The sequence below is a fragment of the Bacteroides sp. K03 genome (genome assembly GCF_019734355.1).
Lineage (GTDB): Bacteria > Bacteroidota > Bacteroidia > Bacteroidales > Bacteroidaceae > Bacteroides > Bacteroides nordii.
Genome location: NZ_JAASHC010000040.1, coordinates 1 through 25,688, shown reverse-complemented (window position 1 = coordinate 25,688; position 25,688 = coordinate 1). Strand labels below are relative to the sequence as shown.

The 25,688-nt window shown below is 39.3% G+C and carries 17 protein-coding genes; 5 read left to right on the top strand and 12 right to left on the bottom strand.

The window, feature by feature from the left end; translation table 11 throughout:
* Window positions 1-166: 166 nt before the first annotated feature.
* Window positions 167-1,051: an NAD(P)-dependent oxidoreductase gene (locus HCG69_RS19015; protein ID WP_221651339.1), complete on the top strand. Its 885-nt coding sequence runs from the start codon at window positions 167-169 to the stop codon at window positions 1,049-1,051.
* On the opposite strand, the gene HCG69_RS19010 is transcribed toward HCG69_RS19015, so the two are convergent.
* Complete coding sequence (locus tag HCG69_RS19010) at window positions 1,034-1,822, bottom strand: aspartate dehydrogenase domain-containing protein (RefSeq protein ID WP_221651338.1); 789 nt, start codon at window positions 1,820-1,822, stop codon at window positions 1,034-1,036. The genes HCG69_RS19015 and HCG69_RS19010 overlap by 18 nt on opposite strands.
* A gap of 62 nt (window positions 1,823-1,884) precedes the next feature.
* Complete coding sequence (locus HCG69_RS19005; RefSeq protein WP_221651337.1) at window positions 1,885-2,937, bottom strand: DUF3810 domain-containing protein; 1,053 nt, start codon at window positions 2,935-2,937, stop codon at window positions 1,885-1,887.
* A gap of 125 nt (window positions 2,938-3,062) precedes the next feature.
* On the opposite strand from HCG69_RS19005, the gene HCG69_RS19000 reads away from it, so the two are divergent.
* Together HCG69_RS19000 and HCG69_RS18995 are read left to right on the top strand one after the other, a co-directional pair.
* On the top strand, window positions 3,063-3,704 hold the full coding sequence (locus tag HCG69_RS19000) for a hypothetical protein (protein WP_195350247.1): 642 nt from the start codon (window positions 3,063-3,065) through the stop codon (window positions 3,702-3,704).
* Between the two features lie 60 nt (window positions 3,705-3,764).
* Window positions 3,765-6,398 carry a valine--tRNA ligase gene (locus HCG69_RS18995; RefSeq protein ID WP_007484391.1) on the top strand — a complete coding sequence of 878 codons (2,634 nt, stop codon included), beginning with the start codon at window positions 3,765-3,767 and terminating at the stop codon, window positions 6,396-6,398.
* Between the two features lie 166 nt (window positions 6,399-6,564).
* Here HCG69_RS18995 and HCG69_RS18990 read toward each other — a convergent pair whose 3' ends face one another.
* On the bottom strand, window positions 6,565-7,491 hold the full coding sequence (locus tag HCG69_RS18990) for a site-specific integrase (protein WP_221651336.1): 927 nt from the start codon (window positions 7,489-7,491) through the stop codon (window positions 6,565-6,567).
* 80 nt (window positions 7,492-7,571) lie between these two features.
* Here HCG69_RS18990 and HCG69_RS18985 point away from each other — a divergent pair, with 80 nt between their 5' ends.
* Window positions 7,572-8,657 (top strand): restriction endonuclease subunit S, encoded by a 1,086-nt coding sequence (locus HCG69_RS18985; protein WP_221651335.1) that lies wholly within the window; start codon window positions 7,572-7,574, stop codon window positions 8,655-8,657.
* On the opposite strand, the gene HCG69_RS18980 is transcribed toward HCG69_RS18985, so the two are convergent.
* The 4 genes from HCG69_RS18980 to HCG69_RS18965 all read right to left on the bottom strand — a co-directional run bounded on the left by HCG69_RS18980 (window position 8,650) and on the right by HCG69_RS18965 (window position 15,150).
* A complete protein-coding gene (locus HCG69_RS18980) occupies window positions 8,650-9,798 on the bottom strand; it encodes a restriction endonuclease subunit S (protein ID WP_255586294.1) in 1,149 nt (382 codons plus the stop codon). The genes HCG69_RS18985 and HCG69_RS18980 overlap by 8 nt on opposite strands.
* A 64-nt stretch (window positions 9,799-9,862) precedes the next feature.
* Window positions 9,863-10,696, bottom strand: coding sequence for a RhuM family protein (gene rhuM, locus HCG69_RS18975; protein WP_221651334.1), 834 nt, complete (start codon window positions 10,694-10,696; stop codon window positions 9,863-9,865).
* Between the two features lie 72 nt (window positions 10,697-10,768).
* Window positions 10,769-12,313 (bottom strand): type I restriction-modification system subunit M, encoded by a 1,545-nt coding sequence (locus tag HCG69_RS18970; RefSeq protein WP_221651333.1) that lies wholly within the window; start codon window positions 12,311-12,313, stop codon window positions 10,769-10,771.
* 17 nt (window positions 12,314-12,330) lie between these two features.
* Window positions 12,331-15,150: a type I restriction endonuclease subunit R gene (locus HCG69_RS18965; RefSeq protein WP_221651332.1), complete on the bottom strand. Its 2,820-nt coding sequence runs from the start codon at window positions 15,148-15,150 to the stop codon at window positions 12,331-12,333.
* A 357-nt stretch (window positions 15,151-15,507) separates the two neighbouring features.
* Between HCG69_RS18965 and HCG69_RS18960 the strand changes: the two genes are divergently transcribed.
* Window positions 15,508-17,394, top strand: a complete 1,887-nt coding sequence (locus tag HCG69_RS18960; protein WP_221651331.1) for a sensor histidine kinase — start codon at window positions 15,508-15,510, stop codon at window positions 17,392-17,394.
* 33 nt (window positions 17,395-17,427) lie between these two features.
* Here HCG69_RS18960 and HCG69_RS18955 read toward each other — a convergent pair whose 3' ends face one another.
* The 5 genes from HCG69_RS18955 to HCG69_RS18935 all read right to left on the bottom strand — a co-directional run bounded on the left by HCG69_RS18955 (window position 17,428) and on the right by HCG69_RS18935 (window position 25,379).
* Window positions 17,428-17,874, bottom strand: coding sequence for a hypothetical protein (locus HCG69_RS18955; protein WP_221651330.1), 447 nt, complete (start codon window positions 17,872-17,874; stop codon window positions 17,428-17,430).
* A gap of 63 nt (window positions 17,875-17,937) precedes the next feature.
* Window positions 17,938-19,035, bottom strand: a complete 1,098-nt coding sequence (locus tag HCG69_RS18950) for a DUF6340 family protein (RefSeq protein ID WP_221651329.1) — start codon at window positions 19,033-19,035, stop codon at window positions 17,938-17,940.
* 204 nt (window positions 19,036-19,239) lie between these two features.
* Complete coding sequence (secA, locus tag HCG69_RS18945) at window positions 19,240-22,554, bottom strand: preprotein translocase subunit SecA (RefSeq protein WP_221651328.1); 3,315 nt, start codon at window positions 22,552-22,554, stop codon at window positions 19,240-19,242.
* A gap of 48 nt (window positions 22,555-22,602) precedes the next feature.
* Window positions 22,603-24,177, bottom strand: a complete 1,575-nt coding sequence (locus tag HCG69_RS18940; protein WP_221651327.1) for an alkaline phosphatase family protein — start codon at window positions 24,175-24,177, stop codon at window positions 22,603-22,605.
* Complete coding sequence (locus HCG69_RS18935; protein WP_370634163.1) at window positions 24,174-25,379, bottom strand: DUF4105 domain-containing protein; 1,206 nt, start codon at window positions 25,377-25,379, stop codon at window positions 24,174-24,176. Before HCG69_RS18935 ends, HCG69_RS18940 begins: the two co-directional genes overlap by 4 nt.
* Window positions 25,380-25,688: the final 309 nt, after the last annotated feature.

Below are 25,688 nucleotides of genomic sequence, written 5' to 3'. Positions count from 1 at the left end.
AATTTCTTGCAAAGATAGAGAAATTCGAGGCAAAGTATTCTTCTTTTAGTTTGTTTTGTTTCATTTGTGCTTTAGGCTGGTTTATGCAGGAACTGCCAAAGAATATGGTGTGACGAGCCTTTATAAGGCCATTTTTTATTAACTTTACCGCTAAAATTTTAAGACTATGTTTCATAAACTTGTAGCGATAGAACCGGTAAGCCTGGTTCCTTCAGCAGAAAAAGCATTGCATTCTTTTGCAAATGAAGTTATTATGTATTCCGATATACCGGAGGGAGATGATGAAGTTGCAGCCCGTATTGGTGATGCCGATGCTGTACTTTTAAGTTATACTTCCCGGATAAACCGGTATACATTGGAGAAATGCCCTAATGTTAAGTATATCGGCATGTGTTGTTCACTCTATTCTCCGGAAAGTGCTAATGTAGATATTCGTTATGCCAACCAACAGGGGATTACGGTAACGGGTATCCGCGATTATGGTGATGAAGGAGTGGTAGAGTATGTGATTAGTGAACTGGTACGTTGTTTGCATGGATTCGGGCAGGAACCATGGGATGGTATGGCACGTGAGATTACCGGATTGAAGGTTGGTGTTGTGGGGCTTGGTAAGTCCGGTGGCATGATAGCAGATGCATTGAATTTTCTGGGTGCTGATATTGCTTATTATGCCCGCAGTGAGAAAAAGGAAGCTGCAGCCAAAGGATATCGTTTCATGCCGTTAAATGAGCTTCTTACTCAGAGCGAAGTAGTTTTTTGTTGTCTCAACAAAAATACAGTTCTATTACATGATGCTGAATTCAAAGCGCTTGGAAACAAAAAGATATTGTTCAATACCGGCTTATCACCGGCATGGGATGAATCTGCCTTTGCACAATGGCTCGAAGGAGATAATCTTTGTTTTTGTGATACGGTAGGTGCATTGGGAGGCACACAGTATCTCAATCATCCGCATGTGCGTTGTATGCAGGTATCAACAGGGCGCACCCGCCAGGCGTTTGACCGCCTGAGCGAGAAAGTGCTTGCCAATCTGTCAGAATACAATGGGTGAGGTTATATTGATCAGGGTGTTCACTACAGACCACCCTGCAATATCGGACGTAGCGCTGTACACCTCTACTACAGCATGTACCTGATCATTTTTTATTTCAACCTTTTGAGTATCTCCCACGAATCCGGGGGTGGATTGTATGGATACCTGCATATTCTCCGGACCAACAGAGGCCAGTGAGGCAGCAACTGCTACATTGACTTTGGTTGGAAACATACCTATTGCTTCTGTTGCATTTCCGGAAAAGACGATGCGTTGCTCTGTCTGTAAAGTTTCATCGTATACGGCCGTACCTTTCAATGCATTCGGACCTTTCTCGTTGAAGAAACGGGCAGAAGCATTTCCCATTAAGAAAGCAGTCCTTAAAACATCAAATCCTCCGGTAGCTCCGGATACAGGGTATACACGTGTACCATTCTCCCTGGCTGTTTTCTTCACTTCCTCATAAAAGGTGGTATCTGCCAAAGCACCGATAGACAAGGTGATGATGGAAGTACCGTTTTTTAACGCAGGCAAAGCAAGTGCTTTCATAGCACTGGGAGAAGCTGACTCCACAAGATAGTCGGGTTTCAAACCGAGCAGCTCTTCCAGAGTAGCACAGGCGGCACAGGGTTTTCCATACTGCTGCATTTTAGTTACAATACGTTCGGCTTTTGATGCCGTACGCGAATAAACACCTACCAGATCATAATCGGGTAATAATCCATTGACAACTGCATCCGCAACGATTTCAGCAAGTCGTCCACATCCTACAATTACTAATTTTTTCATACGGCAAAGATACAGCTTTTAAGCATATAATCTATAATGTATATATCTACCTGTTTGTTGATTTATCGTTTTTCGGTTTGGTAATCCCGGTATGAGATTAAGAGTCCTACTACTTCCGAATAGTTTTTGCGTCCGCTTTCTATTTTGTTTCCTTTGAGGTAAAGGTCGTATATCCAGTCTTGGATATTGCCAACCAGAGGACTGTATTTCGCCATCCAGTATTCCTGATTAGAGCGGGCAAGTTCAATGATTTCCGGTCGGATACGTTTGAATAGTTCATTGTATTCTTCTTCTGTCATGAGTCGGCGTGCATTGCCCAGAATATGACTCAGGACAGAGAAATAACCACTGAAACGGATACTTTCCACTTGCGAACGTGTACATACCTGATATGCATAAAAGTTGGCTTCGGCTTCGCTGGTGATGCCCAGCAAATGGGCAAGTTCATGCGTATATGTTGCCGGATACTGGGAAGGGAGTAAATCGCCGTTCAGCGTGAATTCACAAAAGAAAGGTCCCATACTGCCACTCACACCAACCATCGATATGAATGGAGTGAATAGCATTGTTTTTACTTTGGGCGAATCAGATGGAGGTAGATGTACGCCTAATGTATCACTGATTTGCCGGTATCCTTTGACTGCTTCCCGACAGATAATATCCTTGTTTATTTCTGTAACAGGGACATAAGAATCATTCAGATGTTCAATGTATTCGTCCACAAATGCTTTGAATTTATCGGGGGTATAGGCAACATAGGGAATGTTTGTACGTTCGTAAAAGTTCTTTTGCGAATAATTCAGCCCCCATGCAAGGTAAAACCATACATATACCCACAAAAGATATTCACCGTCACGTAATAAAATCTTTTTCCAGGGATATTTTTTTATCCGTCCGTAAATAGGATAGAGGATGACACCGGTAATACTGAGAAATATGAATAAATCGCCTATGGCAAAAGGAAACAAACGTGAGAACGAAGACAGACAAAACGAAATAACCGGGTATACGGACCGGGCATAGCCCTCACCCATCGCCGGAATAAGCTGAGTGGTCCAGATAAGTAACAGGAGAGTTCCCAGAATGATATAGCGTATCTTTTGTTTTCGCTTCATAGTCAAATTTCTTTTATAGGACAAAAATATGTATTAATTGAATGCCGTGCAGAAAATTACCTCTATATTTGCGAAATTTCTGTTAATAAACAAATTTATATATCAATAACACACACACATTGATTATGGCTAATACAGAGGGAATAGAAAGCTATTGTCGCAATTGCGTATCACGTGATTTCGTGATGGGACGTGGACTCGTCTGTAAACGTACGGGAACATTACCGGACTTTGAAGATGCTTGTGAAAATTTTCAAAAAGATGAAGAATTGGAAAAGATAGCACCCACTCCGGATCCGGAAATATTTTCTGCAGTGCTGAGCAGAGAGCAGCTACTGGCAGAAGAAAATCTTCCGAAGGCGGTATTGTGGGGAACGGGGGCTTGTCTTTTAGGAGCTGTTGCCTGGGGATTGGTTTCTGTTTCCACTGGCTATCAGATTGGCTATATGGCTATTGGTATCGGTTTCATTGTTGGATTGGCTATGCGCAGGGGAAAGGGAGTGCGTCCTGTTTTCGGAATCATTGGAGCAGCTCTGGCTTTGTTGAGTTGCATTTTAGGAGATTTCTTTTCTATTATAGGCTATGTAGCTAAAGAATATAGTTTATCTTATATGGAGGCACTGGCGGAAACAGATTTTAAAGCAGTATTCTCGGTAATGGCCGAAAATATAGTTTCTGCTACTGCTCTATTTTACGGAATAGCACTTTACGAAGGCTATAAACTCTCTTTCCGTGTACAGAAACAGCCGGAGAGTGGTAAGATTTGAATTTAAATTATTAATTTTGCATCCATTATTCGCAATAAATTAAACATATAGAAATATAACATGGAATTAGCAAGTAAGTACAATCCCGCTGACGTGGAGGGAAAGTGGTACCAGTATTGGTTGGATCACAAATTATTTAGTTCAAAACCCGATGGTCGTGAACCTTACACCATCGTCATTCCTCCTCCTAACGTCACTGGTGTGTTACACATGGGACACATGCTTAATAATACCATTCAGGATATTCTTGTTCGCCGTGCCCGTATGGAAGGTAAAAATGCCTGTTGGGTACCGGGAACAGATCATGCCTCTATTGCAACTGAAGCCAAGGTGGTAAACAGACTTGCAGCGGAAGGAATCAAAAAGACGGATCTGACCCGTGACGAATTTCTCAAACATGCCTGGGCATGGACCGAAGAGCACGGTGGTATTATCCTGAAACAGCTTCGTAAACTCGGAGCATCTTGCGACTGGGATCGTACCGCATTTACTATGGATGAAAAACGTAGCGAAAGTGTACTGAAGGTTTTCGTAGATCTTTATAATAAGGGACTTATTTACCGGGGAGTTCGTATGGTGAACTGGGACCCGAAAGCATTGACTGCCCTCTCTGATGAAGAGGTGATTTATAAAGAAGAACATGGAAAACTTTATTATTTGCGCTATAAAGTAGAAGGAGATCCGGAAGGTCGTTATGCGGTGGTTGCTACTACTCGTCCGGAAACAATTATGGGTGATACGGCTATGTGTATCAATCCTGCCGATCCTAAAAATACTTGGTTGAAAGGTAAAAAAGTAATCGTACCGTTGGTAGGGCGCGTTATTCCGGTGATCGAAGATGATTACGTAGATATCGAATTCGGTACGGGTTGTCTGAAAGTGACTCCGGCACATGATGTGAACGACTATATGCTGGGCGAAAAATACAATTTGCCGAGTATTGATATTTTCAATGATAACGGAACATTAAGTGAAGCTGCCGGTATGTATATCGGTATGGATCGTTTTGATGTTCGTAAGCAGATAGAGAAAGATCTTGAAGCTGCCGGATTGCTTGAAAAGACAGAGGCTTATACGAATAAGGTAGGTTATTCAGAGCGTACGAATGTAGTGATTGAACCGAAACTGTCTATGCAGTGGTTCCTTAAGATGCAGCACTTTGCAGAGATGGCGTTGCCACCTGTAATGAATGACGAACTGAAATTTTATCCTCCCAAGTATAAAAATACTTACCGGCACTGGATGGAAAACATAAAAGACTGGTGTATCAGCCGTCAGTTGTGGTGGGGACATCGTATTCCGGCTTACTTTTTACCTGAGGGTGGCTATGTGGTAGCTGCTACAGACGAGGAAGCATTGAAACTTGCCAAAGAAAAAACTGGAAATAATGCATTGACTCTGGCCGATATCCGTCAGGATGAAGATTGTCTGGATACTTGGTTCTCTTCCTGGTTGTGGCCTATTTCATTGTTTGATGGTATTAATAATCCGGGTAACAAAGAGATTGAGTATTACTATCCTACAAGTGACCTTGTTACAGGTCCGGATATTATTTTCTTCTGGGTAGCCCGCATGATTATGGCCGGTTATGAATATGAAGGAAAGATGCCGTTTAAGAATGTATATTTTACTGGTATCGTTCGTGATAAGTTAGGGCGCAAAATGTCTAAATCATTGGGCAATTCACCCGATCCATTGGAACTAATTGAAAAATACGGCGCCGATGGGGTACGTATGGGTATGATGCTTGCGGCTCCTGCCGGAAACGACATTCTCTTTGATGATGCATTGTGCGAGCAAGGACGTAATTTCTGTAACAAGATATGGAATGCTTTCCGGTTGATCAAAGGATGGAAGGTTGCTGATAATGCTGAAGTTCCCGAAGCGTCCAAGTTGGCTGTCCGCTGGTTTGAGTCCAAACAGAATGAAGTAGCTGCTGAGGTTGCCGATCTGTTTAGCAAATATCGTTTGAGTGAAGCACTTATGGCTGTTTATAAGCTGTTCTGGGATGAGTTCTCTTCCTGGTATCTGGAAATGATTAAGCCGGCTTACGGACAAGCTATTGACCGTGTTACTTTTGATGCTACTATTGGATTCCTGAATAATTTGCTTCATTTGCTTCATCCGTTTATGCCTTTCATTACCGAAGAGTTGTGGCAACAGATGGCCGAACGTAAGGAGGGAGAGAGTCTGATGGTGAATTCTTTATTGTTGAATGGAACCGTTGATGAAGCGTTTATTCAGCAGTTTGAAGTGGTGAAGGAAGTGATCAGTAATATCCGTACGATTCGTTTGCAGAAGAATATTGCACAGAAAGAAGCGCTTGAGTTGCAGGTGATAGGTGAAAATCCGGTTACTGCATTTAATGCTGTGATTATTAAGATTTGTAATCTGTCCGGTATTGCAGTGGTAGAAGCCAAAGCAGAAGGAGCATCTTCATTCATGGTAGGCACTATTGAGTTTGCTGTTCCGCTTGGCAATATGATTGATGTAGAAGCGGAGATCGCTCGTATGGAAGCTGAACTGAAACATAAAGAAGGATTCCTGCAAGGTGTGTTGAAGAAACTTAGTAATGAGAAATTTGTAAATAATGCTCCACCGGCAGTAATTGAGATTGAACGAAAGAAACAGGCAGATGCCGAGAGTATTATTAATTCATTGAAAGAAAGTATTGCTTCTTTAAAGAAAGCATAAACCGATTTTATAGAAGTAGAAAGGCATTCCAAAATATTGGGATGCCTTTCTACTTTTAGTAGCAGATAGGAAATAGATCGCTTTTCGGTATCAGGTTGAGTCTAAAACAAAGTAGTAAAAAATCAAGGGCTGTTCTTTGAGGATTATAGAACAGCCCAATTTTTATTTATTTTAATGCCTTAGACATTTGCTCTATGCACCTCTTTTTTTGCTCCATATTTGGATGAACATACAAGTTGAGAGTCGTGCTAATATTTGAATGCCCAAGAAGTACGCTTACAGTCTTATAATCACATTTACTTTCGATACATCGAGTTGCGAAACTGTGGCGCAGGCCATGAAATTTCAAATCAGATATTCCTAAATCTTTCAAAAAAAGTTTGTAGTAGTTTCGGTATGTCCTGGGTTCTGTCGGTTTTGATTCATTGGTCAGTACAAAGTATGTAGCATTAACCACTTTTTTTAATGGTTTAAGTAGCTTGATTAAATCTCTGGTCATGGGAATGTCTCGAATAGAATTCTTCGTTTTGGGTGTATCTAAAACTAATTCTGTACGTCGCTCAGATTCTTCAATAAGGTATATACGTTGAATTGTTTGCTTAATACTGATAACACCTGATTCTGTGTCAATATCTTGCCATCTTAATGCGCAAATCTCACCTATTCGTAATCCTGTACTTAAACAAATGTATATTCCCAAATTCTTAAATGTAAAATGTTCTTGAATGTGGTTAATGATTTTTTTATGATTACTTTTACTCAATATTTCTATATCATGTCGCTCTCGTTCGGTAGGGAATTTAATATCAATCTGGCTATATTCAAGAAATTTGTTTTTTACACCGTATTTTAAAATCATTCTTAGTACTATGAGTATATCCTTAATTGATTTCTGACTGAGTTTATTTTCTAATTTCTGAAAAACAAACTCTTGTACCATGCTTTCTTCAATATGGCACATCTCTCCAAATGTTGGCAATAGATGATTCTCGATCAATAGTGAGTATGCCGAGATAGTTGATTTCTTCACGTACTGTTTTTTATCCTCTTTCCATAGGATTGCAATTTCTTTAATTGTCATTGTTGTTTCCATTTTATTCTGTTTTAGGTAATTAAACTATTTAAATAAGATAGAAATAATATTAGAGACTCCAAATAACTAAGTTTCCTAATTTGAGATTTAAGGAGTTTGAAGGGGAATGGGAAAAATGTCAAATTAAAGATTATGGGACAATTATTACTGGAAATACACCTTCAACAGCAGATTCCGAAAACTATCAAGGCGAATATCTTTGGGCTTCACCAGCAGATTTAGACATTGGCAAATTTGTTATTGAAACCCAGACTAAGTTATCATTAAAAGGATTTAATAAAACCCGAAAATTGCCTTTCGGAACAATCTTAGTGACTTGCATTGGATCCACTATTGGAAAGATGGGAATGGCTCAACAAGAGATGTCAACAAATCAACAGATAAATTCAATTATTTCATTTCCATCTAATAATAAAGATTATATTTATTATGCTATCAAAAGCCGATTTCCAAAATATTTAGCATTAGTTTCTGTGCAAGCTGTACCAATATTATCTAAATCTTCTTTTGAGAAATTAGAGAATTATATAACAACAAAAGACGAGCAAGATAAAATAGGAGTCTTTTTATCCTTGATTGACGAACGCATATCAACCCAAATTAAAATAATTGAAAAATTTGAATCCTTAATTAAAGGGCTTTGCCGTTTACTCATAATGAATAATAAACCAACAACAAAAATAAAAGATTGCCTTGTATGTCATTCGTCAACATTATCTGAATCTGAAATTGTAAATGATAGTGGGATTTTTTGTGTTTATGGAGCAACTGGTATAATAGCATATACATCTCAATACCAAATTGACCAAGATTCGATTCTCATAATCAAAGATGGTTCTGGAGTTGGAAGAGTTCAATATGCAAACGGTAAGTACTCTACTATAGGTACCCTTAACTCTTTGACTGCAAAAAATAACGTCTGTCTAAAATATCTCTTTTATTTTCTGAGTATATTTAACTTTGAAAAATTTATAGTTGGTTCAGGGATTCCACACATATACTTTAAGGATTACGGGGAAGCTGTTTTTTATTGTCCTTCATATGACGAACAACAAAAAACAGCTAATGTGCTTACAACCATAACTGATAAGGTAGAAATAGAGAAACAAATGTTACAAAAGATGAAAGAGCAGAAACAATATCTACTTTCTAATTTATTTATATAAACATACTTTGTAAAAGGAATTTTTTCTGCTTTTGATAAGCTGCAAGAATACCTTTTTCTATGCCTATCTTATCAACTACTTTGTCAAGAGTATTGGCCATCTCTTTTTGCTTTGTCAATGTGGGCAGTGGTACACCAAAAGAAGATAAATCTTTCTTTTGGATATTAGGTAGCCCACTACCTATACGTAACGCCATTATTGATGCTTCATTAGCTTTCAAATAATGGAAAAGGTATCTATCATTAATGATACCTTCTACGTTTTCTAATGTATAACAATGTCCTCCACTCCAAAAAGGAAGATCATTATATTGCACGTATCCACACGAGTTTCCTCCTTCGCTAATTGATATTGTATTACTATTAGTGTTATAGAAATTATAAAATCCCGATGGAGCAATTCCACCATTCATTACATAGTATTCACCAAACTCTGTTAATTCAGTTCCATTAACTTGCTGACCTTTTTTAATCTCGCACAGTCCACCAAGTTTCATATAATCACTTGACTCTCCCAATAGAAAATTGTATATCCCTTTAATTAAGGATTCAAATTTTTCAATTATTTTAATTTGGGTTGAAATGCGTTCGTCAATCTGGTATAGCAACGATGAAATCTTCTTTTGCTCTATTTTCTCTGGCATATAAACTTGTAGGTGTTTTAACTTTTCTCCGTATAAGTGTACCACAGATACCCCTTGTGCTATTTTGGCAATATCTAATTTACGAATTCCGTTTAGTTGGTAACTTAAAAAACATCCATCGTCATTTTTTAATCTAATGATGTTCAGGTCTCCTCCTAAAAGTATGTCATTTTGAGTTACACAGCGGGCGGTTGAAATATCAATTGCAGTTTCACCGGAAGAAGGAATGATTACATCATTCACTTTACTTTTTACAAGGTTAGTAGGGTTAATGTCAGTTCGGCTAATAATCTCATTAATAATTTCATACTTATACTTAGTATATAATTCACCATAAAGAATACAAGGCATTCCATTTAAAGATAGTTGATCTTTTGATATACCTGTACCTTTGGTTATCAATGCAATAGAATGTAATGTTATCTTTTCCCATTCCCCTTCAAACTCCTTAAATCTCAAATTAGGAAACTTTTTGTTATTGTTCGTATTATGCTTCATCTTGATTATTTATAAATGTCAATCTATTGCATTAAGGTTTTTCAGCACTCTATTTGTTGTCATATTATATAACTCCTTTGATTTTTGCCAATAATTCATCAACGGTAATATCACTCATCAATGCAAAAGCGAACCATTTTTTACCTAAATCTTTAACTGATGCTCCAAGGTGATATACTTTTTCGTCTATTAGTAAGAAGCGATCGTGCGCCAGATTGAATATGTCTACCTGAATCGGGGGATATTGGGTATTGTGTTTATCTATATCCAGTTGTAACTGTGCTGTGATTCGCTGTGTGTAGATTGTTGCTGTAACATTTGCGTTACGTTTATCCAAGAGTGTGAGTACTGACTCATCTACATAGTTGTCTATCAGAATAATCGATGTTTGGGCACTCTTTACTAGATTAGCTACAAATTTATACGCATCGAAGATCTGTCCATTATAGAAAATTCCTTCAATTGGAGGTAACGTAGTGCGGACAAAGAAATCAATTTTATCTTCAGTTTGGGCTACTCGTTGTTCTAATCGTTCCATACGATTGTTTATCGAATAACCTTTCAGTAAAAAGTCTTTTAATACCTTATTTGCCCATTGACGGAATTGAGTTCCACGAAGAGACTTAACGCGATACCCAACAGATATAATAACGTCCAGACTATACATTTTTATAGGTTTATCTGAATTTGCAATGTGCAAAAAATGCACATTGCTTTTTTCGTCGAGCTCATGCTCTTTAAATACGTTATTAATATGCCTCGTTATGACGGTACGGTCTCGTTGAAAGAGCTCCGATATTTGTGCTTGTGTCAGCCAAACCGTTTCATCTTCCATTCGCACTTCTATTTTAACCGTTTTATCAGGTTGGTATAAGATGATTTCATCTTGGTTATCCATATTCCTTTATTTGTTACATCTCAATCGAACTGTTCAGTATCTTCGGACAGTAGGATATGATACTACTTGTTTCTATTCTACTAATCCCAATTCTCGCAGATACACTTCAATTTCCTTATCCAATTCAGTACGTTTGGCTTCCAGGCCTTTAATATCTGCCATAACCTTCTTGATATCTATAGGTTCTTCTTCTTCAAATGTATCTACATAGCGAGGAATGTTTAAGTTGTAATCATTTTCTTGAATCTCTTGGAGTGTGGCGAGATGGCTGTATTTTTCTATTTCCGTACGTTTTTGATAGGTTTCAATAATTTTACGGATGTGTCCTGGACGAAGTTTGTTTTGTGTTTTTATCTTTTCAAATTCTTTACTTGCATCAATAAAGAGAATATTGTCATCTTCTTTACGACATTTCTTCATTACAAGAATGCAAGTGGGGATACTTGTGCCATAGAAAATATTAGCTGGCAAACCAATGATAGCATCAATGTAGTTCTTCTTCTCAATGAGAAATTGACGGATTTTACCCTCAGATGCTCCACGAAACAAAACACCGTGGGGAGCTACGCAAGCCATTGTTCCACCATCGTTCAGATGATAGATCATGTGGAGTATAAAAGCGTAGTCAGCTTTTGATTTAGGAGCAAGTACACCTGCTTTACTGAAACGGTCGTCATTGTTGAATTTGTCGGCAGCACTCCAATCGGCAGAAAATGGAGGATTGGCCACCACGGCATCAAACTGCAGTTCTTCAAATTCATCAGACTCAAGGGTATCGCCATTACGAATATCAAAATCGTTATACTTCACACTATGCAGAAGCATGTTCATTCGTGCAAGATTGTAGGTCGTGGGATTCTTCTCTTGACCGAAAATAGTATCAGCATTGCCATTTTTGGCTGTACGAAGTAGTAGAGAACCACTGCCACAAGTAGGGTCGTAAACCGATTTCAATCGCGTCTTTCCGGTAGTTACTATATCGGCTAATATTTGGCTCACTTCTTGGGGAGTGTAGAATTCACCTGCTTTCTTGCCTGCTCCAGCGGCAAATTGACTAATCATATATTCGTAGGCATCGCCCAAAATATCAATATCCGAAGCTTTCTGCAAACCGAAATCAATACCATCAAGAGCTATCAGTACATCGCTTACCAATCGGTTTTTATCTTCAACAGTTCTCCCCAATTTGGGAGAGGTTAGGTCAAGGTCGGAAAACAAACCTTCAAAATCATCTTCGCTGTCTTGACCGATGGTACTGTCCTCTATTTTTTTAAGAGAACGTTCCAATGCAGGAAGAATATTTTCTTTTTTTCTTATTAGGGCTATAACAGTAGAGTATAGAAATTCAGGCTCTACAAAATAACCAAGGTCCTGAATACAAGACTCTTTGATCTCTTTTTTCAGTTCTTCGTCGTTTGATGCCCAAGCCTGTTGAAAGCTTATTTCGTCTATTCGTAATTCATTGTTAACATGTCGTTCTATTTTTTCGGATAAGTACTTGTAGAAGATGAAACCAAGAGAGAAATACATAAAGTCGCTTGCCGACATATTTCCCCTCAATGTATTGGCAACCATCCACAGTTGGTTACGCAGTTTTTGCTGTAATTCTTCGCTCATATATTTTATTCTTTCTTTTATTCCCAACTAAACATCTCAATAATAGCATGTAATCTGCCCATTATATGTTTAAGTAAATGACGTTTCTCTTTAAATCCTACTTTCTTCTGCTCAATCGCTTCCTGAATGATTTCGGGCTTTTCGCGTTGTAAGTAATCATATTCTGCAAGGAAAGACATTAAGGATTCTATATTGATGCCTTCTTCCTCAGAAAGCTGTTTGACAGCTTTTTGTCGTGCTTTGGTTATATATTGGCTCAGTTTGGCTTCCAAATCTATTTTTTCATCGGCTTTTGCATCTTTAAAGCCTTCCTTATCTTCGTCCACATTTTGTTGTATGAATTCATCTATCAATTTGGCTTTATTGCGCATAGCAGGGTCTTTTATCATTGTGTCGATGATGCTTTGGCGCTTTTCTTTATAATCATTTTCATCAGGATTCAAGTTTGCAATCAATTCGAGTATGTACGCCACATTAATAATATCGCTGTGAAGTAATTCCAAACAGAAATCAATATCTTCCATTGTTTTGGGTTCGCCATAAGGGATTTCAGGCTCGGCAGCCATTTTCCTTGAAATCTCTTCTTTTGTATTACCAATAGCTATGTCCAGATATTTGCTTCTGAAATCCATATATTCCTGCTCCGACATCAAGAAATAAGGGTCGTCCTTTTGATATTCTTCATAAATTTGCACCTCAATTTTCTTCTTGATAATATCACGGAATGCCAGTATGAACTCTCGTTTATCGTATTCACTCTGTAACGCATCTATATAAAAAGGGGCGGGATATTTCTCCAGGAACGAAATCATTTTGAGATTTAACTCTTTCTTTACCTTGTCAAAAGGTTCACGAATAATGAATTCATTGGGGCAGTTGTTGCTGAATAGCTTGATAGACTTATCTACATTGCTTTTCAAGTTGCGAAAGCAAACGATTTTGCCAAATCGCTTTTTCTCGTTCAGTACACGGTTGGTTCGGCTAAAGGCTTGCAATAGTCCGTGGTATTCCATATTCTTATCCACATAGAGTGTATTGAGTTTCTTTGAATCAAAACCGGTTAGAAACATGCCTACTACCAGACATAGGTCCAGTGATTCCATATCTGCCCGTTTCTTTTTCAGACGCAGATTGATATCGTCATAATAGGCTCGAAAATTGTCTGTGCCGAAGGTTGTACCATACATTTCATTATAATCCTTCATAATGGCTTGCAACTCATCGGCATCTACCTTTTCATTGCTGAAATTTTGGTTCATACCTGTTAAATTATCGTCTTGGTCACCATTATTGGCATAAGTGAAAATTGCACCGATTTTTATTTTCGGTTTTAGCTCCTTGAATATCTTGTAATATTGCAATAGCATAGGTACGGACTGGACAGCAAAGAGAGCACCATACTCTCCGTCAAAAGTGGACTTGTTATAATTATTTAGAATAAATTGAGCAATCTCTCTCATTCTATTTTTGTTTGTAGTATCTAATACACTACCTTGTCCTTCGTAATATTCCACCAGGAAACCTAATACATTTTCATCGGCAATGGCATCTTTTATGAGATACTTATGCAGGCAGTCGCCGAAGATTTCTGCTGTAGTGCGTCCCTGTTTGGCATTTTCTTTAAAGATGGGTGTTCCTGTGAATCCGAATATTTGCAAATGATTGAAGAAATTTACAATGTTTTTGTGGCAATCACCGAAGTGGCTTCGGTGACATTCATCGAATATCATCACTATGTTCTGCTTCCTTACTTCCTGCAGATATTTATTGTAATAATCCTTGGTGACGGCACAATTCAACTTTTGAATGGTAGTAATGATAATTCTTGAGCTTCCGCTTAATCTTTTTATCAATTCACGGGTATCGTCGGTATTGTCAACCGCTCCGGGCTCAAATGATTCATATTCCGATTGCGTCTGTGTATCTAAGTCGTGTCTATCCACCACAAACATCACTTTGTCTATACCGTCTATTTCGGATACTAATTGAGCCGTCTTGAATGAGGTTAACGTTTTTCCTGCTCCTGTGGTATGCCATATATAGCCATTTTTATTTGTATTTTGCACGCGGTCTATAATTTTTTCAACAGCGTAATACTGATAAGGCCGGAGTACCATCAGGCATTTATCTCCTTCGTGTAGTACAATGTATTTACTGACAATCTTTCCTAACGTACATTTGGCAAAGAAAAAATTGGCAAACTTGCTGAGGTCATTAAATGGTCGATTCTCTATATTCGTCCAATTGAAGGTAAATTTATAGCCCGAATTGGGATTGTTGGCAAAGTAACGGGTGTCTACTCCATTAGAAATGACAAACAACTGAATATAGTCGAACAAACCACTGAATGAGGTTTTGTGATAACGTTGTATCTGATTGTAGGCTTGTTTTAGCTCTATACCTCGCTTTTTCAATTCTATTTGTACCAAAGGAAGGCCATTGATCAGGATGGTGACGTCATACCTGCATTTCTTTGTACCCTCCATGGTTATTTGGTTGGATACTTGAAATTCATTCTGACACCATTTCTGTTTATTAAGGAATTCCACCCAGATATGTTGTCCATCGTCGGCATCAAGTGTATAGATATCCCGTAATTTTTTTGCTTTTTCAAATCGCGTGCCACCCTCTAAATAAAGAAGAATACGGTCGAATTCAGTATCAGTAAACACTGTTTTGTTATGGCGTTGGAGTTCTTTTTGGTTGTGTTTTTCAAGCTGGGCTTTGAAGTTTTGTTTCAAGTTGTCTCCTTCTTTGAGAACAACATATTCGTAGGCATTATCTTGTAATGTCTTTATCAATCCATACTCTAATGCTTGTTCGCTTTGTGTGACCATAAATTACTTGCTTTTATCCAATAATGTACATCTGTCAATCCGGAACTACTTTTATGAGATTTATATTTTCTATAAATTATCAAACAATAGATGTAGTGTGCAAATGTATTGCTTTTATTTCTATTATGCGAAACGAATAAAACAATTTATGATAGAATGTTTGACAATTGAAAAAAAACAGTCCGTTTTTTCAATCATCAGCTAAGTCTTAATAGAAAGTTCTCTATTTATGTATAGGTAAAGAAAGCATAAACCGATTTTATAGAAGTAGAAAGGCATTCCAAAATATTGGGATACCTTTCTTTTTTTTATCAAAATAAATTTTACCTTTGCCTCTGTAATAAAAACAACAAACAAATGAAACAGGCAACTCTATTATTGTCTTTTATTGCTTTACTACTATGCGGCACAAGCTCTTCTATATTTGCTCATGGCAACAATGGAGATGAGATTTTATTTTTGAATTCAATAAATTTTAATCTTCCCTGGGCAAAGGCTATGTACTGGCATGCCAGTGAAGACTTGGAGCGGAAAGGGTTCGATGTAAAAGCCGAGTCGTTATCAGTACCTGCTCTGAGAGACCAAAGTGAAGTAGATGCGGTATTGTTGCATTTGAAAGAAAAATATCCGCTTCCTCCAAAGTTAATAGTCATGATAGGTGATCCGGGCTGGATTGTATGCCGGGAACTTTTTGATGGAATATGGAAAGATGTTCCTGTAATTATAACCAATTCCCGTGAATATTTGCCGGCTACGCTCGAAGTACTTTTGTCTCACGAACCATTGACTGCAGCCAACTCTGTTTCGGCGGATGTCTGGCGAAAGGGGTACAATGTCACTTTTTTACGTCAGGTTTATTATGTCAAAGAAACGATTGAGTTAATGCGGAAGATAATGCCTGAAATGAAGCGTATTGCTTTTATTTCAGACGATCGTTATATTAGTAAGATGGCTTGTTCGGACGTAGAGAATGCTGTGGCGAATTTCTTTCCGGATCAGGAACTTCATCAGCTGTCTACGACTTTTCTTTCCACTGAGATGCTGCTGGATACACTGCGTAGTTATGATCATACTACCGGCCTTATCTACTATTCCTGGTTCGAATCTCACAACCGGAATGATAATAACTATCTTTTTGATCATTTACAGGACATTATTCATAATTTTGTTCATACTCCTCTGTTTTTGCTTGCTGCCGAGGATTTATCCAAAGATACTTTTGCAGGTGGTTATTATGTTTCTTCCGAATCTTTTGGAAATTCATTACTTTCTGTGATCTATCGTGTATTGGATGGAGAATCTCCCTGTGATATTCCCGGAACGGATGGGGGCATACCTTCTGCTACTCTCTGTTATCCGGTGTTACAAGAGCATGGTATCCCCGAATCCCTTTATCCGAAAGACGTGACTTATGTGAACAAACCAGCCCCTTTTCTGGAGCAGTATGAGAAGCAGTTACTTTGGGCGGGTATTTCTCTTCTGGTAATAGTGATTGCTGTTATTTATTATATTTCTATTCTTAAAAAGGCATATGGTCGTCTGAAAGAGGCAAAAGAACAGGCTGAAGTAGCCAATCAGTTAAAATCAGCTTTCCTTGCTAATATGAGTCACGAGATTCGTACACCTCTGAATGCCATTGTGGGTTTTTCTAATATGTTGCCTCATGTTGAGGAAAAAGAAGAGATGGAGGAGTATGTTTGTATTATTGAGAATAATACAAATTTACTTCTTCAGTTGATTAGTGATATTCTGGATATGGCGAAGATAGAGGCCGGTACATATGATTTTCATGAAACGTATGTGGATGTCAATTCGATACTGGATGAAATAGAACAAAGTATCCGTTTGAGAATTAAGAATAAAAAAGTGGATCTCATTTTTGAAGAACGCCTCCCGCAATGTGTATTATATGCTGACCGGAACAGGTTGATACAAGTAATAACCAATTTTCTGACGAATGCTATTAAATTCACGGAAAGCGGGACGATCACAATGGGGTATCGTTTGAAAGATAAACATACAATTTATTTCTATGTTTCTGATACCGGATGTGGTATGTCTGATGAACAGTGTCAACATGTATTTGAGCGATTTGTGAAATACAACTCATTTATTCAGGGTACAGGATTAGGATTATCTATCTGTAAAATGATAATTGAAAAAATGGGCGGAAAAATAGGAGTCGACTCAACACCAGATAAAGGCTCTGTATTTTGGTTTACTCTTCCTTATCGACAAGAATAATTCTTTTTTTCCTGTCGGTAAAGGAAGCTTTTATTATTTTTCAAGTAATTCTTTCAGAAAAGTATCCAATTCTTCATCCAGACCTTTTAATAGTTCGTCATTTACAAGCAGTGTATCATCATCTATCAGAAGTAATTCGGCTACTGTTTCTCTGTCTTCGTCTACTAAAACAAAAGAGTAAGGTTTGAGGATTGTTAGCTTATCAAAATCTCCATTGTCCTTCATTCGGCAAAGAATAGGGCGGAGGACACGTTCGGCATTTTCATAAAAATCATCACTTTCATATGCAGACCATTCGTCAATGGTCACATTGACCAATTCGTCATCTTCGTCATCGAAGATGGATAGTTCGCCGGAATTCTGATTCGGCTGTATGTGAATATCTGTAACGATTGTTTGTTCGCAGCCGCAAGTAAACTTTGCGACTGCTTTTCGTATAGCCGATTCGATTACAGATTGTGATTGTTGACTCAGTTTCATTGGTTTTCCTCCTTTTATTTAGATCAAAGGTATAAAAAAAATGCAAATCCGACTATATTTTGATTAAAAATCATCATTAAATCGGTTCATTTGCATATTTAATGATGACAATCCGGCTGTCCGTTTCTGTAACTCTACCACATAAAGGCTGGTCATTACGTAATTCGGTATTTCGGATATGTCTACATTGTCTTTGTTTCTTTGGTCTATTTTATCTATTTTATAAGCTAATTCTTGAGCTTTTAGTGCCCATGTTTCGGCTTGTTCCAGTTCATCTTTTATTTCGTAGTAAACAGCAATATTGTATGCAGACTGCATTTTCTTTTTATCACTTTTCGCTGTATTGAAAGTTTGTTCCCAAAGTTTGAAGGCCTTGTCCCATGAGTTCTCACGGACGTATATGGCAGCGTCACGCATGTTTACGGAACCATTGTTGTAGAGATTGCGGGTGGCTGATGTCCAGTAGGGAAGGAGGTGCTTTACTGGAATTGTACCGGCAAACTCCGAGGCTTCTTGTTGTATCTGAGAATCCTGGATAAGGTGAGTCTGTACGTACGAACTTGTGTTGCCAAACTCTTCCCAGAAAATACTGTCATTGGGAGCGACGGTCAACATCGGATTTTTACGTTGGGGAATATAGATTCTAATCGTAGGATACACTTTCACATCTACACTACCATAATAACAACTCCAATCAGGAATATAACGAATCGTTTTGGTCGCTTTTAGCTGAAGGTTTTCCAGTGAGATCAAAAAGTCAACATCCAGACTTTCTGTCAGGTCCTTTACTTCTTCCCGAGTAAGTGTTTCTTCACGTGCAAATTTATCATTAGCACGCAGAGCAGAGTCACAAATGATTACTTCATCAAAATAGTTTTGGTTTGCTATACCTTCAGCCAATGATTCGGCCGCTATTTTGGCATCTCCATTGTTGTAAGCAACGGCACGGGCTATCTCATCGTCTTTCCGTGATCTGTCCGATTCTATCCATTTATTGTCAGGCACGCTACTGGTATTATTGACAATCGCGACCCGACGCAGTTCGGGAGGAAAGTTTATTTCCGCAGGCATCATATATTCGATAGGGATTTGCTCTATTGTTTGGCAAGAACTGAATGCCAGACAGAAGAGTAACAATAGCGTGAATGAGTATTTTGCCATAGTTTTGCTTTCTTTTTCAGCAAAAGTACGATTTTGTATGAATAAAAAAAAGTTCAAAACAATATTTAATTGTTTTGAACTTTTTTAGTAGTAAATGGGGAAGAAGTCAGAAGCCGGTAATTAGTAGTTGGAATGCCTTCGGCATGATAACGCTTACATGCTGCATAGATTCTAACTACTGACTTATTTACTAACTACTGAATCTTACGCCCTTCCGTGGCAATTTTTGTATTTTTTACCGCTACCGCAAGGACATGGATCGTTACGTCCTACTGTCTTTTCTGCACGTAGGGGCTCACGCTTTACAGCTTCGCGGGTATCCTGCTGTGCAGCAGCCTGTTGATTCGGATCGTTCAGGTCTTGTTTCTGTTCACGATATTTACTTAAATCCTGGCGACGTTCGGGAGCTGCTTCACGCACTTCTACACGTTGTGCCTGTTCGGGAGCTTCCTGTACCGGGATTTGTCCGCGCATCAGGATAGATACAGTCTGGTTATTGATCTTGTTTACCATAGTATCAAACAAGTTCACTGATTCCAGTTTATAGATCAATAACGGATCTTTCTGTTCGTAGCTTGCATTTTGTACTGAATGTTTCAATTCATCCAGTTCACGAAGATTTTCTTTCCATGCTTCGTCAATTACATGAAGCAGGATTGATTTCTCGAATGATTTCACTACCTCTTTAGACTCGCTTTCGTAAGCAGCTTTCAGATTGCAGGAGATGTTGTACATACGTTTTCCGTCCGTGATAGGAATCAGAATGTTTTCGTACATATGTCCCTGGTTCTCATATACCTGTTTGATTACAGGATTTGCTATTTGTGCCAGACGTTCACTTTTACGTTTGAAGTTAGCCATTGCTTCATCAAAAGTTCTTTCTGCCAGCTTTTCTTTCTTCTCACTACGGAATTCTTCTTCTGTGAAAGGAGCATCCATAGCCAATGTCTGAAGAAGGTCAAACTTACAGTTTTCATATTCTGCATTGTTTTCAATGGCTGCTGCACAACGGTCCCAGATCATATTTACAATGTCCATACCGATACGTTCGCCCATTAACGCATGGCGACGTTTCGTATAAACAACTGTACGTTGCTTGTTCATTACGTCATCATATTCCAGCAAACGTTTACGGATACCGAAGTTATTTTCTTCCACTTTCTTCTGTGCGCGTTCAATGGAGTTTGAAATCATCTTATGTTCGATCATTTCTCCTTCCTGGAATCCCAGTCTATCCATAACACCGGCGATGCGGTCGGAAGAGAAGAGGCGCATCAAATCGTCTTCCAGTGATACGAAGAATACAGAAGAACCCGGATCACCCTGACGTCCGGCACGACCACGCAACTGGCGGTCTACACGGCGGGATTCGTGGCGTTCTGTACCAATGATAGCCAAACCACCGGCAGCCTTAACTTCCGGACTCAGTTTGATGTCGGTACCACGACCTGCCATATTGGTAGCAATAGTCACCGTACCTTGTAAACCTGCTTTTGCCACAATGTCAGCTTCCCGCTGGTGTAACTTCGCGTTCAATACATTGTGCTCAATCTTACGCATGGTCAACATCTTGCTCAGCATTTCGGAGATTTCTACCGAAGTAGTACCTACCAGTACCGGGCGGCCGGCATTGACCAGTTGTTCTATTTCCTCAATGACGGCTTTATACTTTTCGCGTTTTGTTTTATAAACGCGGTCGTTCATATCTTTACGGGCAATAGGGCGGTTGGTAGGGATAACCACTACATCGAGTTTGTAGATATCCCAAAGTTCACCTGCTTCTGTTTCGGCAGTACCGGTCATACCCGATAGCTTGTGATACATACGGAAGTAGTTCTGCAATGTGATGGTAGCAAAAGTTTGTGTGGCAGCTTCTACTTTAACACGTTCTTTAGCTTCGATAGCCTGGTGGAGTCCGTCCGAATAACGACGACCTTCCATGATACGGCCTGTCTGCTCATCAACAATCTTCACCTGTCCGTCAATTACAACGTATTCGTCGTCTTTCTCAAACATGGTATATGCTTTCAGCAACTGATTGATGGTGTGTACGCGTTCCGATTTGATGGCATAGTTGGTCATCAGGGCATCTTTCTTTTCCAGTTTCTGCTCGTCGCTCAGATCCTTCTCATTTTCCAGTTCAGAGAGCTGTGCTGCGATATCCGGCAATACAAACAGAGTAGGGTCGTCAGAATTACCTGTGATCAGGTCAACACCTTTGTCCGTCAAGTCTACGCTGTTCATCTTTTCTTCAATAACGAAATACAATGGGTCAGTAGCCTCATGCATACGTTTATTGTTCTGTTCCATGTAGATCTCTTCTGTTTTCAGCATACCAGCTTTGATACCCTGTTCACTCAGGAACTTGATCAATGCTTTGTTTTTGGGTAATGCCTTATGACTGCGGAAGAGAGCGAGGAATCCTTCTTCTACCTCTTTCTTATCATCTGATGCGATTAATCTCTTAGCATCTGTCAGATATTTGGTAGCCAATACTTTCTGGGCTTCTACAAGACGTTCTACCAATGGGCAAAGAGATTCGAAAAGCTGGTCTTCACCTTTAGGAACGGGACCGGAGATAATCAACGGAGTACGCGCATCATCAATCAATACCGAGTCTACCTCATCGACAATAGCATAGTTGTGTTGGCGTTGTACAAGGTCTTTGGGACTGATAGCCATATTGTCGCGCAGGTAGTCGAAACCAAATTCATTATTTGTACCGAAAGTGATATCAGCCAGATAAGCCTGACGGCGTGCATCTGAGTTTGGCTGATGACGGTCAATACAATCAACGCTTAATCCATGGAACATATAAAGCGGTCCCATCCATTCGGAGTCACGTTTTGCCAGATAATCATTCACTGTTACTACATGTACACCATTTCCTGTCAGCGCATTGAGGAATACAGGCAGGGTAGCCACCAGGGTTTTACCTTCACCTGTTGCCATTTCAGCAATTTTTCCTTTATGAAGTACTACACCACCAAAAAGCTGTACATCATAATGGATCATATTCCATACCGTATCATTTCCACCGGCATTCCAGTGATTCTGATAGATAGCTTTGTCTCCTTCGATGCGTACGAAATCTTTGGTTGCGGCCAGTGTACGGTCAAAGTCTGTGGCAGTTACCACAATTTCTTCATTTTCGGTGAAACGTCTGGCCGTGTCTTTTACAATAGAGAAAGCTACCGGGAGTACTTCTTCCAGTGCTTTTTCATATATTTCGAGTATCTCTTTTTCGAGTTTATCAATCTGAACAAATACCTCTTCACGATCTTCCAGTTCTATTGACTCAATGCTTGCTTTCAGTTCTTCCACTTTGGCACGTTCCTGGGTAGCAGAGTTGTAAATGTATTGTTTCAGTTCTTGTGTTTTGGCACGAAGTCCATCATTATCCAATTTTTCAATCTCAGGGTAAGCGGCTTTGATTTTGTCTACCCAAGGTTGAATTTCTTTCATGTCTCGTGTGGATTTGTTTCCGAAAATCGAGCTCAAAAATTCATTAAATCCCATTTGTGTATTATATTTATTATTATTTACTAAGTTGAAAAAAGTGTGTTTTTACCGTATGGTAAGTGGAGTTGAAGAGCAGGCATTGGGAGCCCGTATCCTCATCGTATGAGCCAGTGTTGGTGCGATATGGCCTACACTTACAGGTATTTCTATAATTTCCGGTTTCACCGAGTTACCAAAAAACACAAGTGGTACCGGGATATGTGCACTACGGATTATTCTGTTTTCCGTCGGGTTGGATTCATTGACAATTGTCCATCCCGGAAGCACTTCAATGAGCAGGTCTCCCGAACGTTTGCGGTGAAATCCGTTGCGTATCAGGTCTATTTCCGGTGTCCATGAGCCTAATAGCAGGCGTTGTGCCGAATATGCTTCGTTTACGCCACTAAATTGCATCAGGAAGTCGGCTGCTTTATTCTGTATTTCAGAAAGATCGAGTTGTTTTTTCTCTATCAGTTTGTGATTGAGATATATTTGCTGGTCATAATAAGCCTCTACGTATTGCCCTTCGCCGTAAGTAGCCATCAAAAACATATTCAGCAGAGCTGCACAACGATTCAGGTGGAATTCTCCTCCGGGAATGCGGTAAAGTCCATGATCGGCCGATTCTGTGTCCACGTATCCGGTAGAAGTAATGCAGAAAAGTACATTTTGAAGTCCGATCTTTTTGTCGATCACATCCAGCAGGTGAGCAATACTGCGGTCCAGTCTTACGTATGTATCCTGCAATTCCATAGCACACTCCTGCGAGGTTTTATGGGCATAATTGCCGGCATAATACATTAGCGAAAGCATGTCCGGTACTTCATCTTTTCCTATATTACTCTTATCCAGTAACTCTTCGGTCAGTAAATTTACTTCGTCATTAACGAACGGACTGGCTATCAGTCTGCGGAACTTATTTCTCCGGTCATCATCAAATTTATATTTGAAAGGGGTGTCTCTCCATTCCGGCAGGTAAATATATTTCTCCATGGGATGAACCGGTGTCCATGTCATATCTCCGATACGGAAATCAACAGCCTGACGATCATTATATTGGCTAACCCACCAGGGAAATTCTGTATAATAAGTGGTGCTACACCATTTTCCGGTATTGCTATTCAGCCAGAAAGCACCGTTACCGGCATGTCCTGCTGCAAATATGGCAGCATCACGGAAAGGGGCAATAGCGTATACCAGCCCTTTGTTGCGTGTAGCTATTTTAAGTTCATCGGCGATAGTGGAAGTGAGCAATAGGGCAGGAGAGCTACTTTCGTCTGTGTAGTTTCCCATAAACGCCGGATCGTCCACACAGTTAATAGGGCGTAGTGTCGAAATATCCAGCCATTGATTGGCGGTAATTCCGTTCATAGAAGGCGTTGTTCCGGTATAAATGGCAGCTATAGCCGAGGCGCGGTCTACTTTGCTGAAATTATATTCCGTATTACGAAATACTTTGCCTTCTTTCCAGAGTCTTTTGAATCCTTTTTCGCCATATAGGGAGGAGAAAGCTTCCAGATAGTCTGTACGCAGCTGATCGATGGTCAGGCCTATCACCAGTTTTGGAGTAGCAGGTAACGGCTGAGCCTGTAGCCCGGTAATGGTAAGTACAGTAAGTATGGAAGTCAGTAATCCTTTCATTTCGTTTTTTTATAAGTCAAAATAAGATTGCTTGCTGAACGTATCAACAAACTGAGTGCCAAAGGTACGACAGCTAAATCAATTCTTTGCGGTATTACCGGAAAAAGCAGTATAAAAAGTGTTAAAACAATGCAGTTTAGCATATGGTACCAACATTTTCGTCCTTTTCTGGCAGCATTTACAATGATTGGCAGAAAGATAAGCCCCCCCGGATGGAATACAAAAAGCAGGTAATTGGAGCTGACAGCAGGATGTTCTGAAAACAGAGCGAGAAATGCAATAATACAACCGGCAATGCCCGCTGTACCAAACAATATGAGATCGATTCCCCAAAGTCCTCTTTTCTTTCGGATACCATAGATGCTGGCACCTGCTACAATAATAAACAAAAGCAGCGCCGATCTCATTGGGGTAAATATATCCGCGATACTTATTGGGGCAGGTGATGAATTTTCGTCTTCACAATTGATAATTAGTTCTGTATCTGCCACCAGTGGCCTTTCGTTCCTATTATTCGTGATTTTTGCTGTTTCAAATGCATTTTTCAGATAAAACGGGGCAAACATCATTTGTCGGCTTGTAATGGGGCGGTCTGCTTCGCTTCCGATGCAAAAGTCAATACCGAATTGTGCCCATGGATGCCCGTTGGTATATTGGTGTACAATGTCGCGGAATGATTTCGTGCCGTCTTTCTCCGGATAGTTGTAAATCACTTTTCCCTGTATACTTTCTTCTATTTTATCCCGTGGGCGGGTAGCACAGTTATCGTAGAAAAAGTTATACCGGTACACCCGGTTTTCCGGTCGGCTGTTTTCTATCAGTAGCGCAAGGAGTTTTTGTTTTTCTTCCGGGGTCAGGTTGAGTGTTTGTTGCCATACACTACGTTCATCGAAGATATATTCGGCTGCGAACCGGTCATAATTCATTCCTCCGAGAATGTAATCTGTCTGTCCCAGTGCAAAACGAAAAATAAAATTGGGTGCGCCGAAGTTGAATATTCCGTAGTTGAATACCCAATCAATGCCTTTGGATGGCTCTTCATAACGGATGGCAGTATGTCCGAAATAAGAATAGATCTCTTCTCCGGGAGCACATGTCAGCAAACTGAGACGAATGGAATCCGCGTTATTATCCGGTGTTCCTTTGCCATTTGTAGCCAGGCACAGAAGGAACAATATCAATATTATTTTTATTCTTTTCATCATGAGGATTGTAAGACTGATACCTCTATTTTTTTGCAAAGATAATGCAAACCGAGAGTAGAATAAAATGAACTCGTTCATTTTTTATGCCAAGGTGCAGCATATCTTCGCTTTTTTAGCAAAAAAAGGAAATAAAAATTGAAATAGATAAAGTTGTACACTTTTGCATGACAAGAATGTACAACCTTGTATCACAAAGGTGTACATTCTTGTCATGCAAAAGTGTACAACTTGACTATGCCTGTATTCACTTTACACATTTTGGTTAATATCTACTGTTTTCCTTCACAGTTTCTTGATTGTTTTACT

Excerpts from the sequence above, each read along its gene's own strand:
- HCG69_RS18940 (WP_221651327.1), bottom strand. The coding sequence starts at position 24,177 with ATGAAAGGATTACTGACTTCCATACTTACTGTACTTACCATTACCGGG.
- HCG69_RS19015 (WP_221651339.1), top strand. The coding sequence starts at position 167 with ATGTTTCATAAACTTGTAGCGATAGAACCGGTAAGCCTGGTTCCTTCA.
- HCG69_RS19010 (WP_221651338.1), bottom strand. The coding sequence starts at position 1,822 with ATGAAAAAATTAGTAATTGTAGGATGTGGACGACTTGCTGAAATCGTT.
- HCG69_RS18980 (WP_255586294.1), bottom strand. The coding sequence starts at position 9,798 with ATGAAGCATAATACGAACAATAACAAAAAGTTTCCTAATTTGAGATTT.
- HCG69_RS18965 (WP_221651332.1), bottom strand. The coding sequence starts at position 15,150 with ATGGTCACACAAAGCGAACAAGCATTAGAGTATGGATTGATAAAGACA.
- HCG69_RS19005 (WP_221651337.1), bottom strand. The coding sequence starts at position 2,937 with ATGAAGCGAAAACAAAAGATACGCTATATCATTCTGGGAACTCTCCTG.
- rhuM (WP_221651334.1), bottom strand. The coding sequence starts at position 10,696 with ATGGATAACCAAGATGAAATCATCTTATACCAACCTGATAAAACGGTT.
- HCG69_RS18960 (WP_221651331.1), top strand. The coding sequence starts at position 15,508 with ATGAAACAGGCAACTCTATTATTGTCTTTTATTGCTTTACTACTATGC.
- HCG69_RS18950 (WP_221651329.1), bottom strand. The coding sequence starts at position 19,035 with ATGGCAAAATACTCATTCACGCTATTGTTACTCTTCTGTCTGGCATTC.
- HCG69_RS18970 (WP_221651333.1), bottom strand. The coding sequence starts at position 12,313 with ATGAGCGAAGAATTACAGCAAAAACTGCGTAACCAACTGTGGATGGTT.
- HCG69_RS18935 (WP_370634163.1), bottom strand. The coding sequence starts at position 25,379 with ATGAAAAGAATAAAAATAATATTGATATTGTTCCTTCTGTGCCTGGCT.
- HCG69_RS19000 (WP_195350247.1), top strand. The coding sequence starts at position 3,063 with ATGGCTAATACAGAGGGAATAGAAAGCTATTGTCGCAATTGCGTATCA.
- HCG69_RS18995 (WP_007484391.1), top strand. The coding sequence starts at position 3,765 with ATGGAATTAGCAAGTAAGTACAATCCCGCTGACGTGGAGGGAAAGTGG.
- HCG69_RS18955 (WP_221651330.1), bottom strand. The coding sequence starts at position 17,874 with ATGAAACTGAGTCAACAATCACAATCTGTAATCGAATCGGCTATACGA.
- secA (WP_221651328.1), bottom strand. The coding sequence starts at position 22,554 with ATGGGATTTAATGAATTTTTGAGCTCGATTTTCGGAAACAAATCCACA.
- HCG69_RS18990 (WP_221651336.1), bottom strand. The coding sequence starts at position 7,491 with ATGGAAACAACAATGACAATTAAAGAAATTGCAATCCTATGGAAAGAG.